The sequence below is a fragment of the Pseudoalteromonas sp. 20-MNA-CIBAN-0454 genome (assembly GCF_040308685.1).
In the GTDB taxonomy this organism is placed as follows: domain Bacteria; phylum Pseudomonadota; class Gammaproteobacteria; order Enterobacterales; family Alteromonadaceae; genus Pseudoalteromonas; species Pseudoalteromonas nigrifaciens.
The window spans coordinates 1-2,630 of sequence record NZ_JBEOOB010000073.1 but is presented as its reverse complement, the minus strand read 5'-3'; the positions used below and the strand labels follow the sequence as shown (position 1 = coordinate 2,630).

Annotated in this window: 3 protein-coding genes; 2 read left to right on the top strand and 1 reads right to left on the bottom strand. The window is 38.3% G+C overall.

Features of this window, described 5'->3' with window-relative positions:
• Positions 1-22 precede the first annotated feature (22 nt).
• Positions 23-751: a hypothetical protein gene (locus AAEZ22_RS17890; RefSeq protein WP_352298294.1), complete on the bottom strand. Its 729-nt coding sequence runs from the start codon at positions 749-751 to the stop codon at positions 23-25.
• A gap of 938 nt (positions 752-1,689) precedes the next feature.
• Here AAEZ22_RS17890 and AAEZ22_RS17885 point away from each other — a divergent pair.
• Both AAEZ22_RS17885 and AAEZ22_RS17880 read left to right on the top strand, forming a co-directional pair.
• Complete coding sequence (locus tag AAEZ22_RS17885) at positions 1,690-2,031, top strand: DUF4258 domain-containing protein (protein WP_008109362.1); 342 nt, start codon at positions 1,690-1,692, stop codon at positions 2,029-2,031.
• A gap of 9 nt (positions 2,032-2,040) precedes the next feature.
• Complete coding sequence (locus AAEZ22_RS17880; RefSeq protein ID WP_008109361.1) at positions 2,041-2,484, top strand: helix-turn-helix domain-containing protein; 444 nt, start codon at positions 2,041-2,043, stop codon at positions 2,482-2,484.
• The last annotated feature ends 146 nt before the right edge of the window (positions 2,485-2,630 follow it).

The following is a 2,630-nucleotide window of genomic DNA, read 5'->3' as shown; positions in this document are numbered from 1 at the left end:
GAAGTAGCCTAGCATTAAAAATCTAGGCTGTAGAAGCCCATTGATCGACACGTAGTGGCGTCGGTGGGTAGTTCACTATATAACTCCTGTCATTTTCTTCTCTTTCCTGAACAGTAAATTGACATTCTCCGAGTGTTACTACTGATGTTTGCGTAAGTAATTCATATAGTGCTTTGTTATCTAGTGATAACTTTACGCTGTATTTTTGAGCTGTAATTGTTACGTTATTTGCTAAACTATTAAATGCATCTAAAAATGCTATGTGAGGCCTTCTTTTGATCAGAAAGTTTCTGCAAAGTAAATAGCATTCTGAAGTTGGCATACCCAATGTAATAAGGTGACTAATCAATGCGTTTGTTTGGTTATAAATTTTGACTAATGAGCTTTCAGAGTGTTCAGCTCCATCTTGTAAAAGGCAGGTTAACTCTTCTATTGAAACACGTCGGTAATGTTCTTCTAGCAGCTCTTTTAACTCTTCTAAAAAGCTAATAATAAGCTCTTTTTGTTCTTCTAAAGGTTTACCGTGTTCCTTAAAAATACTTTTTAACTGTTGAGGTATTCCTTTAAATTCAGGTCTAAGAAGCAACTCATTCGTATCCATTAATTGATTAAGCTCTTCAACTACATGCAATCTTTTTTCTGCGGCTCTATGCTTTGTACCCAACGAATAGAGATCTAGAAGCTCTAGAACGGAATTTAAAATGTTGTTATATGAAACCCGGTCGCTATCTAGGCTTCGTACATTACTCATACTTGCCCAGCACTCTAAAAAAACAGTTGTTGTTTTTCTAGATCTCGGCTAATGTTGTTTTGTATTCTCAATTATTGCACAGCCATTTAAAGTTGGTTATAATCAGTTTATCGAATTAACATCAATAGTTCATTAGTAACTGTTGATTCAGAAAAAAACGGTCTCCACTTTTGACTGTGGGTAATTCCCGGAGAGTCTGAGACCAATCCTTTTTAAAAGGCGCTTTTAGCGCCTTTTTTTCATCCTCACTAAAGTTATTCTAAGCTGATGTAAGTTGAAGATTCAAGTTTCTCTATCTCAAAAGTAAAAAACAATGGGGTCAGTGATGTTGATTCGTGTTTTTTAAATTTCAGCTTATCACCATTTGGATATAACACTCTAGCTCATTTATATCCATCTTCGTTTCAGCCTAATCTGGCTGAAACATTTCTGTCCATTGGCAAGTTATCTGCTGACTCGTCATTGCCCCAAGACGAGTTAGGAAAGAAACTCACCCTTCTGTGAAGGTGGTAGTTGTTGTTTTTGCTGACGGCGATACTAGGGCCTAATGATCTTTCAAGGTTAAATTTGCAGCAGTCTGTTTGGTATTTAGGCAAGGCAGAGCCTATGTGGTGTGGTTATTCCCCATAAATAGGTGATAACGCAGCATCAATGCCAAACAGGCGCTGCCCTTTGGGTTCTGCCTAGGGGCGATTTACTCTTTGTTGCCTACATGGATGTAGGTAAGGAGCGTGAGCAGGACGCGGAAGCTTTGCTCGGTTTTGACTTAGTCCACTAGGTTACAAACCTCGCGCCGCGATTAAACCGCCCCTAGTTTGAACAAATTTTAATCCGCAAAGATCAACAGGCCCTAAGTTCGTTTAGAGTTTTTTCAAGTGATAGTTGACAATACGTTGCCTTCCTATCAAAATGATAGGTATCAGATTGATAGGTGGTTCATGGTTGAAAATAATCCACAAGGTGTTAAAGAATTCCCACTTACAGAGGGAACAGCCAGAAAAATAATGAATGATCTGGCAGAGAATTATACCCACAGGATTCGATGGAGCAAGCATGTTAAACAACGCATGCATGAACGAGGGGTTACTACAGCACAAATAATTACTCTACTTAAGAGTAAACATTCGGTGTTTAGAGAGGGTCCATACCCTGAGGCCTCCGGAGATTGGAAATTTAACTTGAAAGGTTTAGCAGCGGGCAAAGTTATTGAGTTGACTGTTGCACTTAAGAATCATCATGACAGTCCTATGTCAGTTTTAGTAACTGTATGGATAGATTAAGAGGTTGATATGTACCATTATACTGAAAGCGGTTTATTAAACGTGTATCTAAAAAATGGTGTTACCGTTGAAGAAATCGATGGTGAAGAATATACAAGTATTGATGATATGAACGGACTTCATAGCGCAATAGCGCAGGTTGTTGTCGACAGCAATAGGCCTCTTGCGTATGAGGAATTTAAATTTTTACGTATTGAAATGAATGTTTCTCAAAAAATGCTTGCGACACGTTTTGGTGTGGATGAACAGACAATTGCACGTTATGAGAAAGGTCAAACAAAAATTCCACGTACTACAGATGCGGCTTTAAGAGCTTTGTATATGGAAAGCCAAGAGCAAAATAATCCCGTAAGTTATTTTCTTGATTTACTGTCGGATACTGAAGCTGAGGAAGCTGCAAAAGTAATTCGCCTAGAAGAAATCGAAAACCATTGGGAAGAAGTAGAAAGCTAAGCCTTAAACCACTTAGCCAAAAAGCCGACATTAAGTCGGTTTTTTGGCCTTTATCGAATCCTTCCGAGAAAAGTAAGCGCGCAATTAAACCCACATACCAATATTAATGCTACCTATGCATAATTTACTCAGCATATTAACCTGAG

Excerpts from the sequence above, each read along its gene's own strand:
- AAEZ22_RS17885 (WP_008109362.1), top strand. The coding sequence starts at position 1,690 with ATGGTTGAAAATAATCCACAAGGTGTTAAAGAATTCCCACTTACAGAG.
- AAEZ22_RS17880 (WP_008109361.1), top strand. The coding sequence starts at position 2,041 with ATGTACCATTATACTGAAAGCGGTTTATTAAACGTGTATCTAAAAAAT.
- AAEZ22_RS17890 (WP_352298294.1), bottom strand. The coding sequence starts at position 751 with ATGAGTAATGTACGAAGCCTAGATAGCGACCGGGTTTCATATAACAAC.